The sequence below is a fragment of the Streptomyces sp. 184 genome (assembly GCF_045781775.1).
Taxonomy (GTDB): domain Bacteria; phylum Actinomycetota; class Actinomycetes; order Streptomycetales; family Streptomycetaceae; genus Streptomyces.
Genome location: NZ_CP123230.1, coordinates 5,909,773 through 5,927,290, shown reverse-complemented (window position 1 = coordinate 5,927,290; position 17,518 = coordinate 5,909,773). Strand labels below are relative to the sequence as shown.

At 74.1% G+C, this 17,518-nt stretch carries 17 protein-coding genes; 6 read left to right on the top strand and 11 right to left on the bottom strand.

Features of this window, described 5'->3' with window-relative positions:
• Nucleotides 1-32: 32 nt before the first annotated feature.
• Nucleotides 33-1,436 carry an extracellular solute-binding protein gene (locus tag QBL21_RS25150; protein ID WP_407564493.1) on the bottom strand — a complete coding sequence of 468 codons (1,404 nt, stop codon included), beginning with the start codon at nucleotides 1,434-1,436 and terminating at the stop codon, nucleotides 33-35.
• Between the two features lie 150 nt (nucleotides 1,437-1,586).
• Here QBL21_RS25150 and QBL21_RS25145 point away from each other — a divergent pair, with 150 nt between their 5' ends.
• Nucleotides 1,587-2,624 (top strand): LacI family DNA-binding transcriptional regulator, encoded by a 1,038-nt coding sequence (locus QBL21_RS25145; protein WP_407564492.1) that lies wholly within the window; start codon nucleotides 1,587-1,589, stop codon nucleotides 2,622-2,624.
• A 56-nt stretch (nucleotides 2,625-2,680) separates the two neighbouring features.
• Here the strand turns inward: QBL21_RS25145 and QBL21_RS25140 are convergent, their stop codons facing one another.
• From QBL21_RS25140 to map, 3 genes are all read right to left on the bottom strand, one after another.
• The gene (locus QBL21_RS25140) at nucleotides 2,681-3,673 is read right to left on the bottom strand and encodes an aldo/keto reductase (protein ID WP_407564491.1); all 993 of its coding nucleotides are present in this window, start codon (nucleotides 3,671-3,673) and stop codon (nucleotides 2,681-2,683) included.
• Nucleotides 3,674-3,706: 33 nt separating this feature from the next.
• Nucleotides 3,707-4,363 (bottom strand): heme oxygenase (biliverdin-producing), encoded by a 657-nt coding sequence (locus QBL21_RS25135; RefSeq protein ID WP_407564490.1) that lies wholly within the window; start codon nucleotides 4,361-4,363, stop codon nucleotides 3,707-3,709.
• Between the two features lie 119 nt (nucleotides 4,364-4,482).
• Nucleotides 4,483-5,343, bottom strand: coding sequence for a type I methionyl aminopeptidase (gene map, locus QBL21_RS25130; RefSeq protein WP_407564489.1), 861 nt, complete (start codon nucleotides 5,341-5,343; stop codon nucleotides 4,483-4,485).
• Nucleotides 5,344-5,421: 78 nt separating this feature from the next.
• Here map and QBL21_RS25125 point away from each other — a divergent pair, with 78 nt between their 5' ends.
• Nucleotides 5,422-5,649, top strand: coding sequence for a hypothetical protein (locus QBL21_RS25125; protein WP_407564488.1), 228 nt, complete (start codon nucleotides 5,422-5,424; stop codon nucleotides 5,647-5,649).
• A gap of 197 nt (nucleotides 5,650-5,846) precedes the next feature.
• On the opposite strand, the gene QBL21_RS25120 is transcribed toward QBL21_RS25125, so the two are convergent.
• The 3 genes from QBL21_RS25120 to QBL21_RS25110 all read right to left on the bottom strand — a co-directional run bounded on the left by QBL21_RS25120 (nucleotide 5,847) and on the right by QBL21_RS25110 (nucleotide 9,132).
• Nucleotides 5,847-7,184: an MFS transporter gene (locus QBL21_RS25120; protein ID WP_407564487.1), complete on the bottom strand. Its 1,338-nt coding sequence runs from the start codon at nucleotides 7,182-7,184 to the stop codon at nucleotides 5,847-5,849.
• A gap of 99 nt (nucleotides 7,185-7,283) precedes the next feature.
• Nucleotides 7,284-7,892, bottom strand: coding sequence for a hypothetical protein (locus QBL21_RS25115; RefSeq protein ID WP_407564486.1), 609 nt, complete (start codon nucleotides 7,890-7,892; stop codon nucleotides 7,284-7,286).
• 82 nt (nucleotides 7,893-7,974) lie between these two features.
• On the bottom strand, nucleotides 7,975-9,132 hold the full coding sequence (locus QBL21_RS25110) for an alkaline phosphatase PhoX (protein WP_407564485.1): 1,158 nt from the start codon (nucleotides 9,130-9,132) through the stop codon (nucleotides 7,975-7,977).
• Between the two features lie 204 nt (nucleotides 9,133-9,336).
• On the opposite strand from QBL21_RS25110, the gene QBL21_RS25105 reads away from it, so the two are divergent.
• A complete protein-coding gene (locus tag QBL21_RS25105) occupies nucleotides 9,337-11,088 on the top strand; it encodes an NAD+ synthase (RefSeq protein WP_407564484.1) in 1,752 nt (583 codons plus the stop codon).
• A gap of 75 nt (nucleotides 11,089-11,163) precedes the next feature.
• Here the strand turns inward: QBL21_RS25105 and QBL21_RS25100 are convergent, their stop codons facing one another.
• The 3 genes from QBL21_RS25100 to QBL21_RS25090 all read right to left on the bottom strand — a co-directional run bounded on the left by QBL21_RS25100 (nucleotide 11,164) and on the right by QBL21_RS25090 (nucleotide 14,646).
• Nucleotides 11,164-12,201 carry an endonuclease/exonuclease/phosphatase family protein gene (locus tag QBL21_RS25100; protein WP_407564483.1) on the bottom strand — a complete coding sequence of 346 codons (1,038 nt, stop codon included), beginning with the start codon at nucleotides 12,199-12,201 and terminating at the stop codon, nucleotides 11,164-11,166.
• Nucleotides 12,202-12,333: 132 nt separating this feature from the next.
• The gene (locus QBL21_RS25095; RefSeq protein WP_407564482.1) at nucleotides 12,334-13,053 is read right to left on the bottom strand and encodes a TetR/AcrR family transcriptional regulator; all 720 of its coding nucleotides are present in this window, start codon (nucleotides 13,051-13,053) and stop codon (nucleotides 12,334-12,336) included.
• Between the two features lie 30 nt (nucleotides 13,054-13,083).
• Nucleotides 13,084-14,646, bottom strand: a complete 1,563-nt coding sequence (locus QBL21_RS25090; protein WP_407564481.1) for an MFS transporter — start codon at nucleotides 14,644-14,646, stop codon at nucleotides 13,084-13,086.
• Nucleotides 14,647-14,874: 228 nt separating this feature from the next.
• Here QBL21_RS25090 and panB point away from each other — a divergent pair, with 228 nt between their 5' ends.
• The 3 genes from panB to QBL21_RS25075 all read left to right on the top strand — a co-directional run bounded on the left by panB (nucleotide 14,875) and on the right by QBL21_RS25075 (nucleotide 17,194).
• On the top strand, nucleotides 14,875-15,756 hold the full coding sequence (panB, locus tag QBL21_RS25085; RefSeq protein WP_407564480.1) for a 3-methyl-2-oxobutanoate hydroxymethyltransferase: 882 nt from the start codon (nucleotides 14,875-14,877) through the stop codon (nucleotides 15,754-15,756).
• Between the two features lie 200 nt (nucleotides 15,757-15,956).
• Nucleotides 15,957-16,295 (top strand): hypothetical protein, encoded by a 339-nt coding sequence (locus QBL21_RS25080; protein WP_407564479.1) that lies wholly within the window; start codon nucleotides 15,957-15,959, stop codon nucleotides 16,293-16,295.
• 95 nt (nucleotides 16,296-16,390) lie between these two features.
• On the top strand, nucleotides 16,391-17,194 hold the full coding sequence (locus QBL21_RS25075; protein WP_407564478.1) for a site-2 protease family protein: 804 nt from the start codon (nucleotides 16,391-16,393) through the stop codon (nucleotides 17,192-17,194).
• On the opposite strand, the gene QBL21_RS25070 is transcribed toward QBL21_RS25075, so the two are convergent.
• On the bottom strand, nucleotides 17,191-17,427 hold the full coding sequence (locus tag QBL21_RS25070; protein WP_407564477.1) for a hypothetical protein: 237 nt from the start codon (nucleotides 17,425-17,427) through the stop codon (nucleotides 17,191-17,193). The two genes, QBL21_RS25075 and QBL21_RS25070, sit on opposite strands and share 4 nt — an antisense overlap.
• Between the last annotated feature and the right edge of the window lie 91 nt (nucleotides 17,428-17,518).

The following is a 17,518-nucleotide window of genomic DNA, read 5'->3' as shown; positions in this document are numbered from 1 at the left end:
CCTTTCGTTCGAGGGGGTGTCGGCGGCGGGGTTCAGATCGGGGACTCGACGTCCGCGAGCCTGCGCAGCTCGCTGCGGACCCGGGCCGCGGCGGCGCGCGGGCCCGACCGGCCGGTGAGCGCGGCGGTGACCGCGTCGCCCACGTTGTTCTGGAGGTTGCTGCCCGCGCCGCCGTACCAGGCGACGGGGTCGTACGCGGCCCCCTCGGCGGCCTCGGTGTAGTGGGACTGGGGCGTCAGCTCCCGGTACGCGGCCGAGCGCTGGGTCGGCAGCCACGCGGGGATGTGGCCGCCCTCGGCCCAGAGCTTGCTGGAGTCCAGCAGCGAGGCGGCGAACTCCAGCGACAGGTCGAGGCGTTGGTCGTCCTGCTTGGGCTGCCGGGGCAGCACCAGGGCGTGGCTGTCGGCGAAGCAGGCGTACGGGGCGTCGTCGAAGACCCGCGGCAGCGGACGCATGTCGAACTTCACCTTCGAGTCCAGGACGGAGACGATCTGCCAGACGCCGTCCATCAGGAACCCGGCCTGGCCGGTGGTGAGCATCGTGATGGCGGCCTGCCCGTCGACGCCGGTGGGGATCAGCTTCTCCTTGCCGAGGCGCTGGATGTACGCGAGCGCCTCCTCGGCGGCGTCGAGGTCGACCGTCACGGTGGCACCGGCGTCGGCGACCAGCGGCCGGCCGCCGAGCTGGGTGTAGAAGGACAGGAACATGCGGAACTGGGTGGCCGCGTCCTTGATGGAGGCGACCGAGCCGCCCCAGGCGCCGGTGACCTCCTTCGCCGCGCGCAGCGCGTCGGCGAACTTGTCGGGGCCGTCGACGTCGGCGAGTTCGCCGCCGTCGAGCAGGCCCGCCTTCTCCGCGATATCGGTGCGGAAGTACAGGACGAAGGGGTGGGTGTCGAGGGGGACGCCGTAGAGCCGGTCGTCGATGTGGGACTTGCGCCACGGCTTGGCGTCGAACTTCTCCGGCGTCATGCCCTGCTTGGCGAGCGCGTCGGCGGGCAGCTCGCTGAGCAGCCCGGCCTGGGCGAGCACCGGCAGCTTCGACAGGTGCGCGATGGCGACGTGCGGGGGGCGGTCGCCGACGGTGGCCAGGCTGAGCTTGGTGTAGTAGGGGTTGCCCCAGACGAAGGTGGTGGCCCGCAGGGTGTTGTCGGGGTGCGCCTTCTCGTACTCCTCCTGCATGGCGACCATGCGTTCGCCGTCGCCGCCGGTGAACGGGTTCCAGAAGTTCAGCCGGTCCGCGGGGGGTTCGCCGCCGGTGAAGCCCTGGGCGATGGTCGAGCCGCAGCCGCTGAGCGCCGCGGTGGCGGCGGCGCCGGCGGCCAGGCCCGCGCCGCCGCGCAGCAGGGCGCGGCGGGAGGGCGCGTACGGGGCCGCCGGTGCGCCGCGGGCGGGGTCGGGGGCCTGGTGGCCGGGGGATTCGGGGCGTCGGAGCATGGCGGATGTCCCTTTCCGCGGCGAACTTGTACAACGTTGTAATAGGTTCTTGGTGCAACGTTGTATATCCCCGTGCCCACCACGTCAACAGCCTGCGCAGGAAGGCGTAGGGTGTGCGCACCAGAACCGCGGAGGAATCGGGAGGAAGCCGTGTCCGGGGCCCGCCTCAAGGACGTCGCAGAGCGCGCCGGTGTCTCGATCAAGACCGTCTCGAACGTGGTCCGCGGCGCCGCCCGCGTCGCCGGGCCGACCCGCGAACGCGTCCTCGCCGCCATCGACGAACTCGGCTACCGCCCGCACGCCTCCGCCCGCCACCTGCGCACCGGCCGCAGCGGCGTCATCGCGCTGGCCGTCCCCGAACTCGTCGCGCCCTACTTCGCCGAGCTGGCCACCTGCGTCATCGCCGCCGCCAAGGAGAGCGGGCAGACCGTCCTCATCGAGGTCACCGACGGCGACCCGGCCGAGGAACTGCGCATCGCCTGCGGCCTCAGCGACCCGCTCATCGACGGCGTCCTCCTCAGCCCCCTCGGCCTGGACCAGGCGGCGCTGGCCGCCCGCGAACGCCGCGTCCCGCTCGTGCTGCTGGGCGAGCGCGACTACGAGGTCCCCGCCGACCACGTGCTCATCGACAACGTCGCCGCCGCCCGCGACGCCACCCGGCACCTCATCGGCCTCGGCCGCCGCCGCATCGGCGTCGTCGGCTGGCAGCACGGCGAGCGCACGACCGCCACCGCCCAGCAGCGCATGCAGGGCCACCGCGAGGCGCTGGCCGAGGCCGGCCTCGCGTACGACCCGGCGCTGGCGCCCGCCGTGGGCGCGTACACCCGCGCGGGCGGGGCGGCGGCGATGCGGGAGCTGCGGGCGCTGCCGCAGCCGCCGGACGCGGTGTTCTGCTTCACCGACATGCTGGCGTCGGGCGCGATGCGCGTCGCGCACGACGAGGGCCTGGCGATCCCGGACGACCTGGCGGTGGTCGGCTTCGACGACATCCAGGAGGCGCGGTACATGGTGCCGTCGCTGACCAGCGTCGCGCCGGACAAGCAGGAGCTGGCCCGGCTGGCGGTCAAGGCGCTGCTGGCGCGGATAGAGGGCCAGGCGGAGGCGCCGCCGACGACGCTGCTGGCGGGGTACGACCTGGCGCCGCGGGAGTCGACGGCGCTCGGGCCGGGCGGGCGCCCGCAGGACTGACGCGCCGCCGCGGGCACCTGCGACCCGCGGCCCGCCGCCCGCCTTCCGCGCGGGCGCTACGCCAGCAGCCCGTCGATCTCCGCCAGTTGCTCCGCGGTCAGCGGGCCCGCGTCCAGCGCCCCCGCGTTCTGGGCCGCCTGCGCCACGGTACGGAAGCCCGGGATCGGGACCGTGTGCGGGCTGCGCGCCCAGATCCACGCCAGCGCGCCCTGCGCGAGGGTGCGCCCGCCGGAGGTGAGGATGTCGCGGATCGCCTCGATCCGCGGCAGCCACCCCGGCGCCACCCGCCCGTCCGCACCGAAGTACGCGAGCCATGCCGGCGGCGTCGCCCGGATGTCGCCGGCGCCGACCCGCGAGCCCGCGTCGTACGCACCGGAGAGCAGCCCCATGGCCAGCGGGCTGCGGTTGACGCTGGCGAGGTTCCGCTCCGCGCACAGCGCCAGCATCTCCGGGGCGTCCTCCAGCACGTTGAGCCGGTGCTGCACCGCCGCGCAGTGCGGGCCCTCGGCGAACACGGCGGCGCGCCCGGGGTCGTCGGTGCTCCAGGCGTACGCGCGGATCAGGCCCTCGCGCACGAAGTCCTCGCACGCCTCGCGCAGGTGCGCCGCCGCCTCGGAGTCGGCGTCGGAGATGTGCAGTTGGTAGAGGTCGACGCGGTCGGTGCCCAGGCGGCCGAGCGAGTCGGTCAGCGCCCGGCGGGCGTAGCCGGGGGTCAGGTCGCGGGGGAGCAGCGTCCGGCGGCCGGCGTCGAAGGTGTTGCCCCACTTGGTGGCGATGACCACGTCGTCCCGCCGGCCCGCGAGCGCGCGGCCGAGGACCCTCTCGCTGTGGCCGGTGCCGTAGACGTCGGCGGTGTCGAAGAAGGTGACGCCGCCGTCGAGCGCGCGGTGCACGGCCCGTACCGACTCCTCGTCGTCGACCCTGCCCCAGCCCAGCGGGTTGCCGTCGGCGTCCCACCACTCGCCGCCGATCGCCCAGCAGCCGAAGCCGAGAGCGCTGACCTCGATGCCCGTACGTCCCAGAGTGCGCGTCTGCATGGCGACGAGCATGCACCCTCGACCGCGCTCGAAGGCAAGGCTTTTTCAGGCGCTCAGCGGGTCCGAGCCCTCCAGCTCCTGGAAGACCGCCACGTTGAACGCGAAGGCCCGGTGGCACTCCTCCACGATCCGCTTCCTCTCCAGGTCGTCGACGGGCAGTTCGTCCAGCATCCGCCGGTAACCGCGCTTGTACGCGGCCGGGTTGCCCACCCGCTCGAAGACGTAGAAGCGGACGCCGTCGCCCTTGCGCTCGAAGCCCCAGGTCTTCTCGGCGGTGCCGCGGACGACCTGGCCGCCGGAGAGGTCGCCGAGGTAGCGGGTGTAGTGGTGCGCGACGTACCCCGCGGGCCAGTCGCGTGCGCACTGCGCGATACGGGCAGCGTACGCCGCCGTCGCCGGCAGGGCCGCAGCCGTGGCGCGCCAGCCGGTGCCGCCGTGCAGGAAGTCGAGGTCGCGCTCCAGCTCGGGGACGCGGGCCAGCTCGGGCCGGACGAAGGGGCCGGCGACCGGGTCGCCGGCGAGCGCGTCCCAGCCGTCCTCCAGGGCGCGGTAGACGAACCAGAGCTGCTCGGTGTAACGCCGGTAGGCCGCTATGCCGAGCGCGCCGCCCAGCATGTCGCTCATGAACGTCGAGTGGTTGGCCTCGTGGTGCTGGTCGTGGGATTCGGTGCGGAGCTGGGTGGAGAACGGCGTCGCGTCCAAGGCAAGCCTCCGTCGCACGGCAGTGGCAGTGGGCGTGACGATTCTCTTTGGTTAGGCTTACCTAAGTCAATAGGTTCCCGACGCCGTGTCGGTATCACCCCGGGCCGCCTGCCCGGCGCTCACGGCAGGGTCAGCACCTCCGCGCCCGACTCCGTCACCACGAGCGTGTGCTCGAACTGCGCCGTGCGCTTGCGGTCCTTGGTCACCACCGTCCAGCCGTCGTCCCACATGTCGTGCTCGTACGTCCCGAGGGTCAGCATCGGCTCGATCGTGAACGTCATCCCGGGCCGCATCACGGTGGTGGCGCGCGGGTCGTCGTAGTGCGGGATGATCAGGCCGGAGTGGAAGGCGGTGTTGACGCCGTGGCCGGTGAAGTCGCGGACGACGCCGTAGTCGAAGCGCTTGGCGTACGACTCGATGACCCGGCCGATGACGTTGACCTGCCGGCCCGGGCGGACCGCCTTGATCGCCCGGTTCAGCGCCTCGCGGGTGCGCTCCACCAGCAGCCGGGAGGTCTCGTCGACCTCGCCGACGAGGTACGTGGCGTTGTTGTCGCCGTGCACGCCGCCGACGAAGGCGGTGACGTCGAGGTTCACGATGTCGCCGTCGCGCAGCACCGTGGAGTCCGGGATCCCGTGGCAGATCACCTCGTTGACCGAGGTGCACAGCGACTTGGGGAAGCCGCGGTAGCCGAGGGTGGAGGGGTACGCGCCGTGGTCGCACAGGTACTCGTGCGCCACCCGGTCCAGCTCGTCCGTCGTCACCCCGGGCGCGATGTGCTCCGCCGCGGCGGCCATCGCCCGGGCGGCGATCCGGCCGGCGGTACGCATCCGCTCGACGGTCTCCGCGTCCTGGACCTCGGGTCCGGTGTAGGGCGTTGGGGCCTTCTTCCCGACGTACTCGGGACGGGCGATGGCGGCGGGAACGGCACGCGGCGGGGAGAGGGTCCCGGGCGCGAGCAGCGACGACTGGCCAGACATGGTCCGAGTCTAACGGCGGGGGATCGGGCACGATGGGCGGCGGCAGACCGCGCACGCACGGCGCAGGTGAGGAGCGATATGGCCCTGTTCAAGAAGAAGACGGCGGGCAAACCCGGCGAATGGTACTACTGCCTGGAGCACGGGCGGGTCGAGGAGGGGCCGCAGTGCAAGGCCGCCAACCGCCTCGGGCCGTACGCGACGCCGGAGGAGGCGGCGCGGGCGATCGAGACGGCCGAGGCCAGGAACGAGAAGTGGGACGAGGACGGACGGTGGAACGACGAGGGGAAGGACGGACCGGCCCGCTGAGGTCGTGACGCGGTACGGGGGCCGCGGGGCGATGGCCGGGCGGCGACGGCCGGGCGGCGACGACCAGACCGAGGCGAGGCGGGCGAGGCGAGGCAGGGCGGGGCGGGCCCGGCCGGGTGGTCCCCCACCCCCGCCGCTCGCAGTCCCGCCGCCCCGCCGCCCCGTGGACCGGCCGCCCGGCGGCGCGGCCCGCGCCGTCAGGCCGCCGGCTCCGGGGCCGGTGCACCGTCCGGTCCGCCGGTCTCCGCCTTCCCGGCCGCCGCCGCGGCGCGGCGCTCCCGTTCCCGTACCGCGTGCTCGTTCGTGCGCGCGTCGTACGTCATCAGCTTCGGCAGGCACGCCGCCAGCAGCACCACCGCCCCGGCGCACATCACCCCGCCCGACCAGATCGACGCCCGCACGCTCGTCAGCGCCGCCACCCCGCCGGAGCGGAACTGCCCGGCCACCGGGCCCACCGAGTACGACAGCAGTTCGATGCCGGCGAGCCGGCCGCGTAGCTCGTCGGGGATGGTCTGGTTCCACATCGCCGCCCGGAACACCCCGCTGACCATGTCGAACGCGCCCGCCACCGTGAGCAGCACCAGCACCGCCCACGCGCTCGGCATCACCCCCGCCGCCGTGATCGCCAGCCCCCACCCGGCCGCCGACAGCATCACCGCGCGGCCGTGCCGGTGCACCCGCCGGGTCCACCCGCTGGTCAGGCTCACCAGCAGCGAACCCGCGGGCAGCGCCGCGTACATCAGCCCCAGCGCCCACGGCGCGCCCAGGTCGTCGGCGAGGAACGGGAAGAGCGCGAGCGGGAAGGCGAAGAACATCGCCGCCAGGTCGATGGCGTACGTGCCCAGCAGCTCCTTGCGGTTCCAGGCGTAGCGCGCGCCCTCCGCGATGGCGCGCAGGCTCGGCGCCACCGCCTCGCGCGCGGCGGGGGAGGGCGCGAGCATCAGCGCCAGCCCGACGGAGACGGCGAACGTCCCGGCGTCCAGCGCGTACGCCCAGGGCAGCCCGGCGTACGCCACGATGAACCCGGCGAGCGCCGGCCCCGCGATGCCGCCGATCTGCCAGCGCAGGGCGTTGAGCGAGGCGGCGGCGGGCAGGTGCTCGTGCGGCACGATGCGTGGGACGATCGAGTCCAGCGCCGGGCGCTGGATGCCCGTCAGCGCGCTGGTCAGCGCGGCGACGACGTACAGCGGCCACAGCATCGGGTCGGGCAGCAGGCTGTTGACCAGCAGGACGGCGGAGGCCAGGCCGAGCCCCGCCTCGCTCCAGAGGATCAGCTTCCGCTTGTCCATGGCGTCGGCGAGCGCGCCGCCGTACAGGCCGAAGACGATCAGCGGCACCAGCTCCACGGTGCCGATCGCGCCGACCGCCAGCGCCGAGCCGGTCAGCTCCTTCACCTGCACCGGCAGCGCGACGAACGTCAGGAAGCTGCCGAACGCCGTGATGAGCCCGGCGACCCACATGAGGCGGAAGTCGCGCGAGGCGTGCCAGGGGGCGAGGTCGGGGAGGAGATCGCGGTAGGAGCTTTCGTCGGCCACGAGGGGCCATGGTCCGGGGGGCGCGCGGTGCGCCGCAACGGATTTACGCCGACGCGAATCCTTGACGGGCCCGGGCGGCGGCCGGCCCGCCGCCCGGGGCTACCAGCGGGGCGGCGGCGGGGACGAGAGCACCTCGGCGAGCCGGGCGAGGCGGTCCCGGAAACCGGAGCGGGCGGCGGCGGTGGCGGGCGCGCCGGTCTCGCCGGCGGCGGCGCTCACCAGATGCTGGACGGTCTCCAGGTCGATGTCCCCGCTGTCGCCCGGCACGGTCAGCAGCTCGTGCGCCAGCCCCGGCAGCTCCGCGGAGCCGCCGTCCAGCGCCAGCACCGCGGCCCCGGCGCGGCGCGCGTCGCCGACGCGCTCCAGCAGCGCCTCGCCGGGCTCGTCCGGGGCGACGACGAGCAGGGTCTCACCCCGCCCGGCGGCCTCCAGCCGGCCGAGCCCGACGCCGAGGTGGGCGGGTCCCGCGGGCGGCACGCGGTGGCGTACGAGGGTGGGGGAGAGCGCGGGCAGCCCCGACCAGGCGGCCTCGTCGTCCAGGTGGGCGGCGAGGTGCCACGGTTCGTACGCCTCGGTCCCCACGAGCAGCAGCCCCCCGCCCTGCGCCTCGACCGCCCCCCGCAGCGCCCCCGCGAACCGCCGCGCCGCCCCGGGCCACTCGGTCCCGGCCAGCACTTCCCGCAGCAGCGCAACGCGCACGGCATCCATGCGCCCGGATGCTGCCGGAGGGCGGGCGCCGGGCGCAGGGAAAGGGGCGGGATGTCACCGTTTCGGGGGGCGGTTGCCGGGACTACGCCCGGAACGGGCCGTGGACCTCGTAGGTCACGCCGTCCGTGCCCGCCTCGAAGCCGCTCTCGCCGCGCTGCGACGAGAAGTACAGCCGGGTGCCGTCCGGCGAGAACGCCGGGCCCGTGATCTCCGACTCCGGGTGGCCGTCGATCCGGACCACCGGGGCCACCGTGCCCGCGGGCGTGATGATGTTGATCTCCATGTTGCCGCCGTCCTCGGCGACGTACAGGTCGCCGCCGGCCCGGCCCGTGATGTTGTCGACGGTGCCCAGCGGCGCGTCCGCGTCGTAGACCACGGCCAGCGCGTTTGCGCCCGCGTCGTACGCCCACACCCGGTTGTCGCCCTTCGTCGTGAAGTAGCAGACCCCCGCCTGCGGCGAGTAGTAGCAGCCCTCGCCGCCGTCGAAGTGCAGCGCCCCGTCGACCTGCGCCCGCGTCTGCTCCCACGGCCACGGCGCGTCCGGGTCCGGCACCTCCCGCCACTCCACCGCCCCGCCGCCGGCGTCGCACAGCACGTCCAGGCGGCCCTGCGACAGCGCGCCCCACGCGCCCCACGCCGTGGGCGTGAAGCGGTAGAAGCAGCCGTCGTCCTCGTCCTCGGTGAGGTACACGACCCGGCGGTCCGTGTCGCACGCCGCCGCCTCGTGCTTGAAGCGGCCCATCGCGGAGTACGAGGACGCCGAGCGGTTGCCGTAGGGGTCGGTCTCGTAGACCTTGCCGCGGTACGTCTCCTCGCACGACAGCCACGTCTGCCACGGGGTCGCCCCGCCCGCGCAGTTGATGTTCGTGCCGTCCAGGATGCGGCGGGCCGCCGTCACCGAGCCGTCCGCGCCGAAGCGGAGCGCGGAGGCGCCGCCGATCAGCGGGAGTTCGGAGTTGGAGACGTAGATCCAGCCGTCGCCGTCGGCGAAGCACGCGCCGCCGTCCGGCGCGCCGTGCCAGATGATGCCGCCGACCGGGCGGGTGGAGCGGGCGACGACGCGGCCCGTGAAGCCCTGCGGCAGCGCCAGCCCGTTGGCGTCCGGGGCCAGCAGCGGTCCGTACGGGCTGTCCGCCGCGGCCGCCGCGGCCGGGGTCGCGGCGGCGTGCCAGAGTCCGCCGGTGACGGCGACGGCGCCGGTGCCTGCGGTCACTGCGCGGAGAAACGAGCGGCGCTCCATGGGGGGTCCTCCCGATGCGGTGTCGGTGGCTGCGTAACGGGCGAAGGGGTGCCCGCGTCACGATGCCCACACGGCACTGACGGGTGAACTGGGCCGGGTCACAAATCTGTGCGAACTTTCTGTGACACCTCGGCCCCGGCGGCTGTGACGCAGCCCGCCCCGTCCGCACACGACATCGCGTCAGAGAGACGATAAAATGGCCGTGTGCCTCAACTTCGACTCGCGCTGAATCAGATCGACGCCACCGTCGGCGACCTCGCCGGCAACGCCGACGCCGTCGTCCGCCGGACCCGGCACGCGGCCGACCGCGGCGCCCACTTCGTGGCCTTCCCCGAGATGGTGCTCACCGGCTATCCCGTCGAGGACCTGGCCCTGCGCTCGTCCTTCGTCGAGGCGTCCCGCGCCGCGCTGCGCGCGCTCGCCGCCCGGCTGGCCGACGAGGGCCTGGGCGGGACGCCCGTGCTCGTCGGCTACCTCGACCGCAGCGCCGAGCGCCACCGCTACGGGCTGCCCGCCGGCTCCCCCCAGGACGCCGCGGCCGTGCTGCACCGCGGCGAGGTGGTCCTCGCCTTCGCCAAGCACCACCTGCCCAACTACGGCGTCTTCGACGAGTTCCGCTACTTCGTGCCCGGCGACAGCATGCCCGTCGTCCGCGTCGCCGGCGTCGACATCGCCCTGGCCATCTGCGAGGACCTGTGGCAGGAGGGCGGCCGGGTGCCGTCCGCGCGGATCGCCGGCGCCGGCCTCCTCGTCACCGTCAACGCCTCGCCGTACGAGATGAAGAAGGACGACACCCGCCTGGAGCTGGTCCGCAAGCGCGCCCAGGAGGCGGGCTGCACGACGGCGTACGTCGCGATGACCGGCGGCCAGGACGAACTGGTCTACGACGGCGACTCGATCGTCGTCGACGAGCGCGGCGAGGTCGTCGCCCGCGCCGCCCAGTTCACCGAGGAGTGCCTGCTGGTCGACCTGGACCTGCCCGCCGCCGCCGAGCAGCCACCGTCCGGCAGCGCCGACGACGGGCTGCGCATCGAGCACGTGACGCTCTCCGCGGACCCCGTCGAGCCCTACCCGCGCCGCTACCCCGGGACCGTCGCGGAAAGCCTCTCCGACGAGGAGGAGATGTACACCGCGCTGGTCACCGGGCTGCGCGCGTACGTCACGAAGAACGGCTTCGGCTCCGTCCTCGTGGGCCTGTCCGGCGGCATCGACTCCGCCTTCGTCGCCGCCGTCGCCTGCGACGCGCTCGGCGCGGAGCACGTGTACGGCATCTCCATGCCGTCGCGCTACTCCTCGCAGCACTCCCGCGACGACGCCGCCGAACTCGCCCGCCGCACCGGGCTGCACCTGCGCACCGTCCCCATCGGCCCGATGTTCGACGCCTACATGGAGTCCCTGGCGCTGACCGGCCTGGCCGAGGAGAACCTCCAGTCCCGGCTGCGCGGCACGCTGCTGATGGCCGTCTCCAACGAGGAGGGCCCGCTCGTCCTGGCCCCCGGCAACAAGAGCGAGCTGGCCGTGGGCTACTCGACGCTCTACGGCGACTCGGTCGGCGCGTACGGCCCGATCAAGGACGTCTACAAGTCGGCCGTCTTCCGGCTGGCCAAGTGGCGCAACGCGGTCGCCGCCGAGCGCGGCGAGACCCCGCCGATCCCGGAGAACTCCATCTCCAAGCCGCCCAGCGCCGAGCTGCGCCCCGACCAGGTCGACACCGACTCGCTGCCCGAGTACGACGTGCTCGACGCGATCCTGGAGCTGTACGTCGACCGCGACCGCGGCAGCGCGGAGATCGTCGCGCGGGGGTACGAACCGGAGCTGGTGGCGCGGGTGCTGCGGATGGTCGACACGGCGGAGTACAAGCGCCGCCAGTACCCGCCGGGCACGAAGATCTCCCCGAAGGGCTTCGGCAAGGACCGCCGGCTGCCGATCACCAACCGCTGGCGGGAGAAGGCGTAGCCGACGGGTCCGCGGGTCCCCCGGGCACGGGCGTCACGGCGCGGGCGTCACGGCGGGGGCTCCACGGCGCGGGCGTCACAGGTCGACCGAGGCCCGTACCGGCCGGTGGTCGCTGCCCGTCTCGCCCAGCACGTCGGAGCTGACCGGCTCCACGCCGCGCAGCAGGATCTGGTCGATCCGCGCCATCGGGAAGTCGGCCGGCCAACTGAAGCCGAAGCCGCTGCCCGCCGCGCCCTGCGCGGAGCGCAACTGCGAGGTGACGTTCGCCAGCGCCCGGTCGTTCATCGTGCCGTTGAGGTCGCCGAGCAGCAGCACCCGCTCGACGGACTCGGCCTTGATGGCCTCGCCGAGCGCGTCGGCGCTCGCGTCGCGCTGGTTGGCCGTGAAGCCGGCGTCGAGCTTCACCCGCACGGACGGCAGATGGGCGGTGTAGAGCGCGAGCGGGCCGCGGTCGGTGGCGACGGTGGTGCGCAGCGCGCGGGTCCAGCCCATGTGGATGTCCACGGGCCGGGTGTCCGACAGCGGGTACTTGCTCCACACCCCGACCGTGCCCGCCACCTCGTGGTGCGGATACGCCTGCGCGAGCCCGTCCTCGTACGCCGCCCTGTTGTCCTCGGTGACCTCCTGGAGGGCGAGCACGTCGGCGCCCGACTCCACCAGCCTGCGGGCGGTGCCCGCGGCGTCGGTGTTCTCCTCGGCCACGTTGTGGCTGACGACCGTGAGGTCCCCGCCGCCCGCGGACTTGTCGGTGATCAGCCCGCCGAAGAGGTTGAACCAGACGAACACCGGCAGCACCAGCGCGCACACCGCGGTCAGCGACCGCCGCCACAGCGCGCACACCAGCAGCACCGGGACGGCCAGCCCGAACCACGGCAGGAACGTCTCGACCAGGCTGCCCAGGTTGCCGACCCGGTTGGGGATCGCCGCGTGGCCCATCATCACGAAGCCGACGAGCAGGGCGAGCGCCGCGAGCACCAGGCCGCGGCGCCAGGTGCCCGGGCCCAGCCCCTCGCCGAGCCGGCGGCGCCAGTACACCGCCCGTGACTGCGCGGGGGCGGCCGCGTGCGTGGTCCCGTTGCTGCGCCCGGTCTCCGCCATGTCCACGTGCGTCATGCGCTGTTCCTCACGTCACTGCACTTGCCGGTCTGCCCCCGTTACCTCTTACCTGTTACCTGACGAACGGGACGGCGCCGCGAGTTGCGGACGGGGCGTGCCGGAAGGTCACCGTAGCGAAACCGGGACATTTCATCGGTCAGGTGCGCGCACGCCGTCGAGCACGGCGTCGACGACCCTTGCGGCCAGCCCGGCGGGCAGCGGTTGCCACGGATGCAGCACCGCGCGGGCCAGCACGGGGCCGGTGAACAGGTCGGTCAGCAGCTCGGGGTCGAGATCCGCGCGCAGCTCCCCGCTCTCGACGCCGCGGCGCAGCACCTCCCGCACGGCGGCCCTGCGGGGCCCGGCGACCGCCTCGTGGTAGCGGCGGGCCAGCTTGGGGTGGGTGCCGGCCCCGGTGAGCGCGAGGTGCAGCAGCGCGGCGGAGCGCTTGTCGAGCGCGTGCGTACGGAGGAAGTCCACGAGCGCGACGAGGTCGTCGCGTACGGACCCGCCGCGCGGGCGCGGCGGCGGGCCCTCCAGCGTGGCGAGCACGTCGACCAGCAGCTCGTCCTTGCCGGGCCAGCGGCGGTAGATCGTGGCCTTGCCGACGCCCGCGGTGCGGGCGATCCGCTCGATGGACAGCTCGGCCAGCGGGACGCCCTCCTCGACGAGGTGCAGCACGCCCTCGGTGATGGCGAGTTCGACGGCCTGGCTGCGCGGCCGGCCGCGCCGCGGCCGGGGCGGTCCAGGCGGCCTGCCGGCCGCCTCCGGCGCGGGCTGCCCGTCCCGTACGCCGTCCGCCGCCCGCCGGCCGTACGGGGCCCGGGGCCGCTCCCCGCGCCCTTCCCCGTGCCGCTCCTTGAGAACCACCGTGCCGCCCGCCCTGTCCTTCGCCCGTCGCTACCTCCGCGCCGCGGGTTCATTCTCCCTGTCCGCCGGCCCCTGCGTGCCCCGGTCCTTGGCCGGCATGAACGCCGCGGCCACCGCCGCGCCCAGCAGCGCCGCGGCGGCGGCCACCAGCGACGTGACGTGCATCGCGTCGAGGAACGCGCTGTCGGCCTGCTCGGTCAGCCGCTTCCCGGCCGGCCCGGCGCGCTCCGCGAAGGTGCGGGTGGCCTCGATGGACTCGCCCGCCTCGCTCGGCGCCCCCGGGGGCAGGTCCACCTTGCCGCGGTAGACCGCGGACAGCAGCGAGCCGAGCACGGCGACCCCGAGCGCACCGCCGACCTGCCGGAAGGTGTTGTTCACCGACGAGCCGGCCCCGGCCTTCTCGCGCGGCAGCGACTGCATGATCGCGGTGGTGGCCGGCGGCATCACGTGTGCCATCGCGGTGCCCATGAGGAAGAACAGCGCCTCCAGGATCCACAGCGGCGACGACTCGTCCAGCAGCAGGAAGCCGGCGAAGGCGGCGGCGATGCCGATCATGGCCACGGTGCACACCGCGCGGGCGCCGAACCGGTCGACCACCAGCCGGGACCGCGGCGCGAAGACCAACTGCGCGATGGCCAGCGGCAGCAGGAGCAGCCCGGAGTCCAGCGGCGACAGGCCGCGCACGCTCTGGATGTAGAAGACCATGAAGAACGTCACGCCCATGAGCGCGAAGAACACCAGGCCGATGACGGCGACAGAGGCCGAGAACCGCGGGTTGCGGAACCACCGGATGTCCAGCGCCGGGTGCCGGCTGCGGCGCTCGTAGACGACGAAGAGCCCGATGACGACCGCGCCGCCGATGATCGTGCCCCACACCTCCGGCGCGGTGAAGTCGGCGCGCTGGCCGCCCCGGACCACGCCGTAGACGACCAGCACCAGACCGGCGATGGACAGCAGCACGCCGGTGGGGTCGATCCGGCCGGGTGCCGGGTCCTTGGAGTCGGGGACCAGCAGCACCATGCCGGTCAGTGCGACGATGATGATCGGCACGTTGACCAGGAAGACCGAGCCCCACCAGAAGTGCTCCAGCAGCAGCCCGCCGGTGATCGGCCCGATGGCGATGGCCAGGCCCACGGAGCCGGCCCAGATGCCGATGGCCTTGGGCTGCTCGTCGCGCTCGAAGACGTTCACGATGATCGCCAGCGTGGCGGGCAGGACGAACGCGCCGCCGAACCCCATCAGGGTGCGGAAGGCGATCAGCTCGGTCGGACTGCCTGAGAACGCGGCGAGCACGGAGCCGATGCCGAAGACGACCATGCCGGCCAGCAGGACCCGCTTGCGCCCCAGCCGGTCGCCCAGGACGCCCGCGGTGAACAGCAGGCCCGCGAAGGCCAGGGTGTACGCGTCGATCGCCCACTCCAGCTCGCTCTGGCTGGCGCCCAGGCCGGTGGGGGCGGGGGTGGCGATCGTCTTCATCGCGACGTTGAGGATCGAGTTGTCCAGGACGACGACGAGCAGGCTGAAGACGAGCACGCCGAGGATGAGCCAGCGGCGGCGGTGGACGGCCGGGGCTGTCTGCTGCGCGGTGTCCATGAAAACCACGCTAGCGTGCATTCCGATACGGCGCCGTTTCGTATCACAAAGGCCCGGCAATGGCGCGGTCAAGAGGCAAACGGCAGGTCAAGGGCCCGACACGCCGACGGGTGCGACCTTCGGCACACGTGGCCGGGCCGGGGTGTCGTTCGCCCGCCGGGCGTGCCAGCATGGAAGTGGTCCGGGGACGCCGTCAGGGCGCCTCGAGATGACGAAGGAGCGTTTGCGATGACGCACGTTTCGCATGCCCCGAAGACGCCCGGCACGGCCGGCTCCGCCCCGGCGCTGTACGGCGGGGACGGCGGCAACCGCGGCCGCCGGGTGACGATCCGGGACCTCGCCACCGCCAAGCAGCGCGGCGAGAAGTGGCCCATGCTGACCGCGTACGACTCGACCACCGCCGGCATCTTCGACGAGGCCGGCATCCCCGTGCTGCTGGTCGGCGACTCCATGGGCAACGTCCATCTCGGCTACGACACGACCGTGCCGGTGACGCTGGACGAGATGACCATGCTCTCCGCCGCCGTCGTCCGCGGCACCAAGCGGGCCCTGGTCGTCGGCGACCTGCCCTTCGGCTCGTACCAGGAAGGGCCGGTCCAGGCGCTCCGCTCGGCGACGCGGCTGGTCAAGGACGCCGGCGTGGGTGCGGTGAAGCTGGAGGGCGGCGAGCGGTCGCTGCGCCAGACCGAACTGCTGGTGGAGTCCGGCATCCCGGTGATGTCCCACCTCGGCCTCACCCCGCAGTCCGTCAACGCCATGGGCTACCGCGTCCAGGGCCGCTCGGACGAGGACGCCCACCGGCTGGTGCGCGACGCGAAGGCCGCCCAGGAGGCGGGCGCGTTCGCGGTGGTGCTGGAGCTGGTGCCGGCGGAGCTGGCCGCCGAGGTGACCCGCTCGCTCCAGATCCCGACCATCGGCATCGGCGCCGGCCCCGACACCGACGCGCAGGTGCTCGTCTGGACCGACATGGTGGGGCTGACCGGCGGGAAGCTGCCGCGCTTCGTCAAGCAGTACGCGCAACTGCGGCAGCACCTCGGCGACGCCGCCAGGGCCTTCGCCGAGGACGTCGGCTCCGCCGCGTTCCCGGCCGAGGAGCACAGCTTCCACTGACGGCGCGGGCGCGGCGGGCCACTGCCCACCGCGGCGGCGGGCACCCCGGGCGATCTGACGATGCGCCGATGCGGTGATCTTATTAACTGCATGCGGGTGCCCGCCGTCGTGCCGACGCGGCACCGGCGGGGGCCGCGCGGACGCTGACGGGAACACACCTCCGCCGGCGCCGCCGGCCCCGTGGAGAGGAAACCCCGCCCATGTCCCCCGGACACCCCGGCCGCCGCCTGCTGCTCGCCGGCCTCGCCGCGCCGCTGCTCTGGGCCGCCGGCACCGCCCCCGCCGAGGCCGTGCAGCCGCCCACCGTGCAGCCGCCCGCCGCGACGCGGGCCGCCGCCCCCCTCCCCGTACAGGAAGACACGCCGCACACCACCGGCGACGGCAAGAACCCCCGCCGCGCGCCCGCGATGGGCTCCCCGGGCGCCCCCGCCGTCCGCGGCGACGACGCCTGGCCCGCGATCACCGCCAGCGGCGTCTTCGCCGTCTCGCTCGGCGCGGCCGGGTACTTCTTCGGCTGGGGCCGCCGCCGTCCGGCCTGAGCACTCCCGCGCGGCCGGGACGGGCGCGGGACAGGCGCGGGACGGGCGGGCGCCGGTCCGGGGGTGGCCCACCGCCGCGTGGGTACGCTGCCAGGGTGACCCCGCAGCCCGCCCGCGCGTTCGCCCGCCGGGACCGGCGGATCAGCCCGGTCTTCGTCGCGATCGTCGCCGTGCTCGCGGCCTCCGGCTGGGCGCTCTGGCAGGACCGGGGGCCCGGCACCGGCCTCACGGTCTTCCTCTTCGTCACCGCCGCCTGGGTCGTCTCGCTCTGCCTGCACGAGTACGCGCACGCCCGCACCGCCCTGCACAGCGGGGACATCTCGGTGGAGGCCAGGGGCTACCTGACCCTCAACCCGCTGAAGTACACGCACGCCCTCCTCAGCATCGTCCTGCCGCTGCTCTTCCTCATCGCCGGCGGCATCGGGCTGCCGGGCGGTGCGGTCTTCATCGAGCGCGGGCGCATCTCCGGCCGGATCAGGCACAGCCTCATCTCCGCCGCCGGCCCGCTCACCAACGTGCTGCTGGCCGTGGCCCTGTCCGCGCCCTTCTGGCTGGACCGGATGGCCGGGGCGCCGACGGCCTTCCGGTGCGCGCTGGCGTTCCTCGTGCTGCTCCAGGTGACGGCCGCGATCCTGAACTTCCTGCCGGTGCCCGGCCTCGACGGCTACGGCGTGATCGAGCCGTGGCTGAAGCCGCGGACGAGGCGGCAGTTGGAGCAGTACGCGGGCCTCGGGCTCCTCGCCGTCTTCGGGCTGCTGTGGGTCCCGGAGATCAACGACGCCTTCTTCGACGCCGTCGACGCGCTCCTGCGCGGGCTCGGGATCAGCGAGGCGGAGACGTACATCGGCCGCGAGCTGTACCGCTTCTGGGACGGCGACGACGGCCTGCCGGCCGGCTAGCCGGCCGCCGGGCCCTGCTCCTCCCGGCGGGCGGCGCGCGAGCGGCGGACGTAGAACCACGTCATGTTCGACGAGAGCCCGGCCAGCAGCACCCAGATCGCCCCGATCCAGTAGCCCTTCGCGAAGGACACCACCGCCGCGCCCACCGACAGGACGCACACGACGGCGGTGAAGACGGCGAGCCGGTTCGGCTCGGCGAGGAAGGGCGTGCGCTGGCGGGGTTCGGACGGCATGGGGGCGGGCTCCTCGGGGGCTGCGGCGTGCGGCTCCATTGTGCCCCCACGGCCTACGCGCCCCGCACCGCCCCCGCGCCCGCGGCGCCCG

Coding starts and splice junctions, on each gene's coding strand:
- QBL21_RS25150 (WP_407564493.1), bottom strand. CDS start 1,436: ATGCTCCGACGCCCCGAATCCCCCGGCCACCAGGCCCCCGACCCCGCC.
- QBL21_RS25140 (WP_407564491.1), bottom strand. CDS start 3,673: ATGCTCGTCGCCATGCAGACGCGCACTCTGGGACGTACGGGCATCGAG.
- map (WP_407564489.1), bottom strand. CDS start 5,343: ATGTCTGGCCAGTCGTCGCTGCTCGCGCCCGGGACCCTCTCCCCGCCG.
- QBL21_RS25125 (WP_407564488.1), top strand. CDS start 5,422: ATGGCCCTGTTCAAGAAGAAGACGGCGGGCAAACCCGGCGAATGGTAC.
- QBL21_RS25115 (WP_407564486.1), bottom strand. CDS start 7,892: ATGGATGCCGTGCGCGTTGCGCTGCTGCGGGAAGTGCTGGCCGGGACC.
- QBL21_RS25110 (WP_407564485.1), bottom strand. CDS start 9,132: ATGGAGCGCCGCTCGTTTCTCCGCGCAGTGACCGCAGGCACCGGCGCC.
- QBL21_RS25100 (WP_407564483.1), bottom strand. CDS start 12,201: ATGACGCACGTGGACATGGCGGAGACCGGGCGCAGCAACGGGACCACG.
- QBL21_RS25090 (WP_407564481.1), bottom strand. CDS start 14,646: ATGGACACCGCGCAGCAGACAGCCCCGGCCGTCCACCGCCGCCGCTGG.
- panB (WP_407564480.1), top strand. CDS start 14,875: ATGACGCACGTTTCGCATGCCCCGAAGACGCCCGGCACGGCCGGCTCC.
- QBL21_RS25080 (WP_407564479.1), top strand. CDS start 15,957: ATGTCCCCCGGACACCCCGGCCGCCGCCTGCTGCTCGCCGGCCTCGCC.
- QBL21_RS25070 (WP_407564477.1), bottom strand. CDS start 17,427: ATGCCGTCCGAACCCCGCCAGCGCACGCCCTTCCTCGCCGAGCCGAAC.